This window comes from Pseudomonas sp. NFACC16-2 (assembly GCF_900119205.1).
Taxonomy (GTDB): Bacteria; Pseudomonadota; Gammaproteobacteria; order Pseudomonadales; family Pseudomonadaceae; genus Aquipseudomonas; species Aquipseudomonas fluorescens_Q.
Map to the genome: position 1 here is coordinate 72,677 of NZ_FPIX01000028.1, position 7,419 is coordinate 80,095.

Annotated in this window: 6 protein-coding genes; 3 read left to right on the top strand and 3 right to left on the bottom strand. The window is 61.2% G+C overall.

What is annotated here, in order from left to right; genetic code table 11:
* Positions 1 to 107 precede the first annotated feature (107 nt).
* Complete coding sequence (locus BT116_RS20925; RefSeq protein WP_072346863.1) at positions 108 to 1,445, top strand: alginate export family protein; 1,338 nt, start codon at positions 108 to 110, stop codon at positions 1,443 to 1,445.
* A gap of 102 nt (positions 1,446 to 1,547) precedes the next feature.
* Here BT116_RS20925 and BT116_RS20930 read toward each other — a convergent pair whose 3' ends face one another.
* From BT116_RS20930 to BT116_RS20940, 3 genes are all read right to left on the bottom strand, one after another.
* Positions 1,548 to 2,111, bottom strand: a complete 564-nt coding sequence (locus tag BT116_RS20930; protein ID WP_072346865.1) for a cytochrome b — start codon at positions 2,109 to 2,111, stop codon at positions 1,548 to 1,550.
* A gap of 108 nt (positions 2,112 to 2,219) precedes the next feature.
* Positions 2,220 to 3,674, bottom strand: coding sequence for an aldehyde dehydrogenase family protein (locus BT116_RS20935; protein ID WP_072346867.1), 1,455 nt, complete (start codon positions 3,672 to 3,674; stop codon positions 2,220 to 2,222).
* Between the two features lie 45 nt (positions 3,675 to 3,719).
* The gene (locus BT116_RS20940) at positions 3,720 to 5,093 is read right to left on the bottom strand and encodes an aspartate aminotransferase family protein (protein ID WP_072346869.1); all 1,374 of its coding nucleotides are present in this window, start codon (positions 5,091 to 5,093) and stop codon (positions 3,720 to 3,722) included.
* A gap of 215 nt (positions 5,094 to 5,308) precedes the next feature.
* Between BT116_RS20940 and BT116_RS20945 the strand changes: the two genes are divergently transcribed.
* Both BT116_RS20945 and BT116_RS20950 read left to right on the top strand, forming a co-directional pair.
* Positions 5,309 to 6,271, top strand: a complete 963-nt coding sequence (locus BT116_RS20945) for a helix-turn-helix domain-containing protein (protein WP_072346884.1) — start codon at positions 5,309 to 5,311, stop codon at positions 6,269 to 6,271.
* 198 nt (positions 6,272 to 6,469) lie between these two features.
* The coding region (locus tag BT116_RS20950) for an APC family permease (RefSeq protein WP_139271899.1) at positions 6,470 to 7,419 on the top strand (950 nt) is incomplete at its 3' end.

Genomic DNA, 7,419 nt, shown 5'->3' on the forward strand with positions numbered 1-7,419 from the left:
AAATGCGCGGCCGACCCTTTGCACATGCTGATTTGGGCTACCGCATGGTCGACCCGAATCGGAACACTCATGACTCGCCTCATAAATATAAAAACAGGAGAGACGTCATGCGCACCCCCCACTACGCCCCATTACTTTCGCTGGTTGCACTTTGCACGTTGGAGCCGCAGGCGCAGGCCTATGAGTTCTACAACGAAGACGATGGCGCGACCGTCCTGAATGCCGACCTCTGGGCGGGGTTTGGCTGGTTCGGCAGTGAAAAGAACTACCTCGCCAATCCCGAGAAGGAGCCCGGCAGGATGCGATGGCAAGAAGGATTCGCGAAGTACGGCGTAAACGGTACGACGGACAAGATCGGTGCAGGTTCGGTCTACGGTGGGTTTAGCCTGATCAGCACGGGGACATGGGGCGATGGGGACGCGGGAGCGAACACCGACGGTGGAGAACGAAGAACTGCTGTGGAGGATGCCTACCTGGGTTGGAGGTCCGGTGAGCTGATTCCCGCCTTGGGCGTGGACGGCGTGGACTTCTCCTTTGGCCGGCAACTGGTGACAGTGGACGGCTTCCTGATCACCGACGACGGGTTCGCGCCAGGAAAGGCCTTCAGCCCCATCCCAGGCGTCGCGGACGGCCGGTTCAATCGCGGCGGGGCCTTTTATCTGGGCCCTCGGTTGGCATTTGGGAATACGGCGGTCTTGAAGCTGGGCGGTACACAGGGCCTTCACGGCAGCCTGATGTGGCTGAAGTCGGATAACCCCGGACAGTCGGAGACCGAAGTGGCGGCCGCCACCGTCGATTACACGACGCCCATTGGCTCGATCGGCTCGACGTACGTACATGGCCTGGATGTCAACGAGCGATATGTCTTCGCTGATCGGGGTGAGCGCAAGGGCATGGATATCTACAGCATCCGTGGCCAGGGCAATGCAGGCATCGACAATGCCGATTTCGCGTTCGAGGTGGCGCGCCAGGAAAAGCGTTCAGGGTCGCAGCGGGCGATGTTCTTCGACGCAGGCTACACCTTCGCCGACGTCAAATGGCAACCGGCGCTGAGTTACCGGTATTCGCGTTACTCCGAAGGCTGGGATTTCCTGTTCCAGGGTGGCTTTCGCAAACGCTACCAAGGTGAAGTCGCTGCGAACTATGCCGGTTCCGTCACCTCGAACATGCAGATCAACGATGTGTTGTTCTCGGTCCAGCCGACCGACAAACTGACGCTTAACGCGATGTACTTCCACTACCACCAACTCTCCGACCGGGATGCCCAAGACTTCAGTGCACGCGAGGTCGACTTGTATCTGGATTGGATGGTGACCGACAACGTCACGCTTTCGCCGCTGGTTGGTCTCTATAAGCCCAGGAAGTGGCTCGGGGATGGTGGACTGCAGAGCGGTAGCGCGGCAACCAACACTTACTTCCAGTTCATCGTGTGGGTGACGTTCTGATACGCCGCTTGCGGCATCTGTTGCAGATAGCTTGACCCGGAGGCGCCACCAGCGGTGGCGCATTCCCGGCGGGAGGCGGGAGAGGTGATTAAGCAGAGACGGTCACAGCATACGGCGCAGGACGTCGCTTCGAGGGTCTCGGTCGAAAAAACGGTGTTTGAGGGCGCCGGCAATATGCACCACGATCAGGCCGAGGAGGGTGTAGGCGAGCACTTTATGCAGCCATTGGAAGACAACGAACCAATTGTCATTCTTGCCCAGCAGCTCGGGAAGGTTCACCCCAAAAAAGAACACCCCGTCACTCATCGTGTAGGTGCTCGACATCGAATAACCCATCAACGGCACGATCACCAGCAGTGCATACAAGGTACGGTGCGCAAGCCTTGACGAAACTCTTTCATACCGGGCCAGTGTCTCTGGTGGCTGCGGCAACCTGGGAGCGCGCACCCGCAGGGTGATCTGAATCAGGGCCAGCAGAAACGCCAGCACCCCAAAGGATTTGTGCCACGGGTAATAGAGCTCATATTTGCTCGCCACTTCGTCATCGAGCCCGGTCATGTGCCAGCCTGCCCAGAGGAGGCCGGCGATGAGCACGGCGCGCACCCAGTGCAACAGACGCAGGGACGTCGGATACCGATCAACTATTGTTTGATTTACCGGATTCATCGCGGTCTCTCCATCGATCATCAAGGCATCGAAAATGCACGTTTTGGACGGCCACCCTCCACGACACAGGGGCTTGGAGGGTGGTCCGGTCAGTGCGGTTTTTTGTTCTCAGCTGGGTAGCAGTACGGTGATGACTTTCTCCTCGGTATAGGCCAATGCGCCGCCAAACCCGCCTTCACGGCCAACGCCGCTGGCCTTGACGCCGCCCCAGGGCAGATTGGCGTCCAGGGGGCTCCAGCAGTTGATGCCCACGGCACCGGCCTTGACCGCCGCGGCGACGCGGTGGGCTCGCACCAGATCGCTCGTCCAGACCGTGGCCGCCAAGCCGTAGGTGGAGTCGTTGGCCAGTGCGACTGCCTCATCTTCGCTGTCGAATGTGATCACCGTGCCGACGGGACCGAAGATCTCGTCCCGGGCGATCGCCATGTCATTGCGGGCGTTGGCGAAGATCGTCGGTCGGACAAACCAGCCCCGCTCAGGGCTCGATACACCGCCGGCCAACAGGGTGGCACCTTGGTCGATGCCCAGTTGGATGTAACGGTTGACGCGATCCCATTGCGCCTTCTTGGCCACCGGGCCCATTTGTACGTCGGGTTGGCGAGGATCGCCGACCTTGACGGCTCGCGCGGCATCCGCAAGCGCCGCGGCGAAGCGATCAGCGATGTTGCGTTGGACCAGGATGCGCGAGCCAGCCGCGCAGATCTGTCCCTGGTTGGCGAACAGGCCGAGCGAGCAGCCGAACAGCGCGTCCTCGAACGAGGCGTCGTCGAAGACAATCTGTGGGCTCTTGCCGCCCAGCTCCAGTGCCACGTGCTTGAAAAGTACGCCAGCGGTGCGCTGGATTTCGCGTCCGGCCTCGGGGCTGCCGGTGAAGCTGATCTTGGCGACGTGCGGGTGCTCGCACAAGGCGCGCCCAACCTCGTTGCCGTAGCCGGTGACCACGTTGATCACCCCGTCAGGAAAGCCCGCTTCCTGAGCCAGCGCCGCCAGGTGCAGGGCCGATTGTGGCGTCTCTTCCGAAGGCTTGATGACCACCGTGCAACCGGCCGCCAGCAAAGCGGCGAGCTTCCAGACCGTGATCATCAGTGGCGAGTTCCAGGGAACGATGGCGCCGACCACGCCCACCGGCTCGCGGATCGTGTACGAGAGGGTCTTGGTGCCGAAGTAGCCGCCGGTGGGAATGGTGCGGCCCTCCAACTGGTTGGCCCAGCCAGCGGCGGCGCGCAGGTTGGCGACGGCGTTGGGTACGTCCAGCCGGCGCGGCTCGATCGGTGAGCGCCCGATGGCATTGGCGTCCAGATCAGCCAGCACGTCGGTGTCGCGCGCCACCAGGTCCGCCAGCTTCGACAACAGCCGGCCACGCTGGGCGCCGTCGAGCTGGCTCCAGGCGCCACGCTCAAGTTGGGTGAGTGCCGCTGCTACGGCGCGGTCCACGTCCTCGGCCGTGCCACGCGCGCAGTTGCCGTAGATCTGTTCTGTCACGGGGTCGACGAGTGTGATGCGACGGCCGTCGGAGGCCTCGAAGGAGGCGCCTTCGATGAAGTGGTTCAAGTGTTGAGTCATTTCGCAGTCCCTCAAGTGATGTGGAATAGTCGGGGTATACACACCTCATCCCTTGAGGGAGGCCAGGGCGTCGCCAAAGATGTCCAGTGCCTTGAAAAACAGCGCACGTGAGATCGTCAGCGAGGGCATGACGCGCATCACGTTGCTGTAGCGACCGCAGGGAATCATCAGTACCCCGTGGTTCAACAGATAACCCATGAGTTGGCCGATCCTGTCCGGTGCCAGTGGTGCCTTGGTGACCGGGTCTTCGACCAGCTCGATCCCGATCATCAGGCCGCGACCGCGGACTTCACCGACCCATGGGCTGTCGAAGCCACGGATACGTTCCTGCGCTTCCAGCCCCAGCGTATGAGCGCGGTTGAGCAGATCGAGCTCCGGGTCCTGGAGGATGCTGATGTTGGTCAGCGCCACCGCCGCGGACAACGAGTTGGCGGCGAAGGTGTTGGGCATTGATCCATCAGGAATCGCCGCCGCCAGGTCCGAACGCATGATCAGGCCGGCCATTGGCAAGTCGCTGCCAATGCCCTTGCCGAAGGTGAGCATGTCGGGTTTCACGCCGGAGTGCTCGACCGCCCACATCTTGCCGGTACGTCCCGCGCCGGACTGCACTTCGTCGACGATCAGCAGCGCGCCGCTGTGGTCGCAGGCCTTGCGCAACAGCTGCAGGAATTCTGGCGAGGGCGGCACGTAGCCGCCTTCGCCTTGTACCGGTTCCACGATCACGGCAGCCACGTCATCGGCGGCGGTGTAAGGGGTGTTCAGCAGGTAATCCACGTACTCACCGGCAATCTGCTCGGCCCTCTTGTGCGTGGTGTCGAAGGGAAAACGATAGGCATAGGGGTAGGGGGCGTGAATGACACCCCCCATCTGGGCACCGTAGCCCTTGCGGTAGGCCGTGCCTGTGGTCAGCGCACCAGAAGCGTTCCACACGCCGTGGTAGCCGCCGTGGAAGGCGATGATCTGGTGCCGTCCGGTGACGCGTTTGGCGAACTTGATCGCAGCCTCCAGCGCATCGCTGCCGCTTTGCGTAAAGAAGGTGATGCAGTCGCCGCGCAAGCCGTCCGGTGCGATCTCGGAGAGCTTGGCGGCCAGTTCGGTGCGCCGGGTGCTGTTGACTTCCAAGGCATGCATCAGCACTTCGGATTGCTCGCGAATGGCCTGCACCACTTTCGGATGGCAACGGCCTACGCTGCTGACGCCCACGCCAGCGGACAGGTCGATGTAGGTGTTGCCATCGGCGTCCTTGAAGGTCGCGCCAAAGGCCCGGTCCATGGCTACAGGCATGCGTCCGCCGCCACGAGCCATCGACTCGGTACGCGCCGACAATGCCAGGGCCTCGGTGGTCCTTGGGCCGGGAATGGCGGAGGTAATTCGCGGGGCATCCGCGAAATGGAGGGATTCTAGCTTGGCTTCACTCATGACGGTCTCTCAGGATGTCGGTTTCAGTGTCTCGATCATCCTCGTGGCCCGTTCCTGGCCGGTAGCCCGAATCGGCACATTGGACGCGCCGCCTGGAGCGTCAGTACCAGGGTGCTGACATGAAGCAAAGAAAATTTGCAGAATTCTCTTAATGTGAGAATATCGCGCAACAAGGCATTCTAAAAACAAGAATCTTGGCCGAGGCTTTCGACATCATGAAAAATCAGAACATCAGCCATTTTCGTGACATCCATGTCCACGCCGCCACCGTCCAGGAGTGGAACCAGGATTACAACCAGTTAACCGCCGGTTCGGCCGAGAGTTCGCTCATCCAGTTGACGACGGGGCGGTGCCATGTATTCCGCGAGCAGATCAACCAGCGCGTGGTGCAGCATGGCGTGGCCCCCCGGGGCAAGATGTGCTTTGCCGTGCCCATCACCGTCCCGGGTTCGATCAGGATGCAGGGACGGGAGGTGGACGAGAGCAGCCTGTTCTTTCTTCATGGCGGCGAAGAGTTCATGTTCCACATGCCGATGGGCATGGAGCTGCTGGCCATTACCTTCGAGCGTGAATTGTTCGAACAGGCGTTGGCGCAAACTGCGTCGGCCAAGGAAATCAGCCAGCTACTGCGGCAACCGGTAATCAGACTCCCCACGCAACGCTACGCTGACGCTCGACGTCGGATGCTGGCGGCATTCTCCCAGGCTCTCTCGAACGAAGAACTCGACAACGCGCAAGATCGGGAGCTGGAACAGGCCATGCTCGACGAGCTGCTGCAACTCATGACGGACCCGGCCTGTGATAAGCAGCAGCGTTCGCCAAGCTCCACGCGCAGCTTCATTGTCGAGAAATGCCATCGCCTGGCGACCGCGGAACTGAACAATGTGCCCAGCGTGGACGAGTTGTGCCAGCGACTCCAGGTGAGTCGACGTACTGTGCAGAACAGCTTCCGCTCGGTTGCCGAGACGACCCCGCTCAATTACTTGCGCTCCGTGCGGCTCAACGGTGTACGCCGGACCTTGATGTCCACCCGGGCGTCGCATCTCTCGATCGGCGATGCCGCCGCCCAATGGGGCTTTTATCACCTCAGCCATTTTGCAGCGGAGTATCAGGAACTGTTCGCCGAATTGCCTTCCCATACGGCCCGTGCGGCCATCAACGACCGCGCGCCTGCCTGAATACGGGCGGATGGATAACGGTCATCTGTTTTTTTGAGAAGAGCTCTCTGGTTACCGATTTGGGATAGTGGGGTATTCAGGGAGAGGCATAGGATCGAATCCAGCGTGCGACAAGAACAATAACGCTATTCGGTGACGGTGAGCGGTTGACTGCATCGATCCTACAACGCCTGCCTCATACAATAAGGTCAAGAAAACATGAGCGTACCTCTCCCGGTCAACAGCTCCACGGAGCTCAAGCGTGGGGCCCTGGGTGTCGGCTTCATTATCTTCTTCGTGGTTTCGGCGGCGAGCCCCTTGAGTGTCATCGCCGGCGGTTTCCCTATCGGCATCATGCTGGGCAACGGTGCCGGCACGCCGGCGTTGCTGATCCTGGCCTTGCTGGTGTTATTGGCTTTCTCGGTGGGCTACACCACCATGTCCCGGCACGTGACCAACGCCGGTGGATTCTATGCGTTCACGTCTCGTGGCCTGGGTGGCTTGGCCGGCGGGGCGGCGGGGGTGCTGGCGATGTTTGCCTACAACATCCTGCAGGTCGGCCTGTATGGCATGTTCGGTGGAGTGGTCAGCGGCACGATGCAAAGCGTGTTCGGCCTGGTATTGCCCTGGTGGTCGTATTCGCTGATGGCGATGGCCAGCGTTGCGATTCTCGGCTACCGCAAGATCGATCTGTCGGCGCGGGTGTTGTCGGTCATTGTGATCGCCGAATACCTGGCGATCCTGCTCCTGGATTTCGCCATTCTCAGGACGGGCGGCGACAGCGGCATCAACTTCGATTCGTTCGAGCGCAGCCATGTGTTCAGCGGCACGCCGTCCATCGGCTTGCTGTTCTGCTTCGCGGCGTTCATCGGCTTCGAGGCCACCACCATCTACGGCGAGGAGGCCAGGAACCCGCACCGTACGATTCCCATTGCTACCTACAGCTCGGTGCTGTTGATCGGTGGTTTCTATGCCCTGTCAGTCTGGGCGATGGTGATCGGCGTCGGGGCCGACAAGATCGTGCCGACCCTGCAGGCGCTCCAGGATCCGACGACGTTCATCTACGGCATGTCCGATCACTTTGTCGGCCCGCACCTGACCCAGGTCATCCGCGTGCTGTTCATGGTCAGCATCTACGCCGGGCTGCTGGCGTTTCACAATGCCGCGGC

Coding starts and splice junctions, on each gene's coding strand:
- BT116_RS20925 (WP_072346863.1), top strand. CDS start 108: ATGCGCACCCCCCACTACGCCCCATTACTTTCGCTGGTTGCACTTTGC.
- BT116_RS20930 (WP_072346865.1), bottom strand. CDS start 2,111: ATGAATCCGGTAAATCAAACAATAGTTGATCGGTATCCGACGTCCCTG.
- BT116_RS20935 (WP_072346867.1), bottom strand. CDS start 3,674: ATGACTCAACACTTGAACCACTTCATCGAAGGCGCCTCCTTCGAGGCC.
- BT116_RS20940 (WP_072346869.1), bottom strand. CDS start 5,093: ATGAGTGAAGCCAAGCTAGAATCCCTCCATTTCGCGGATGCCCCGCGA.
- BT116_RS20945 (WP_072346884.1), top strand. CDS start 5,309: ATGAAAAATCAGAACATCAGCCATTTTCGTGACATCCATGTCCACGCC.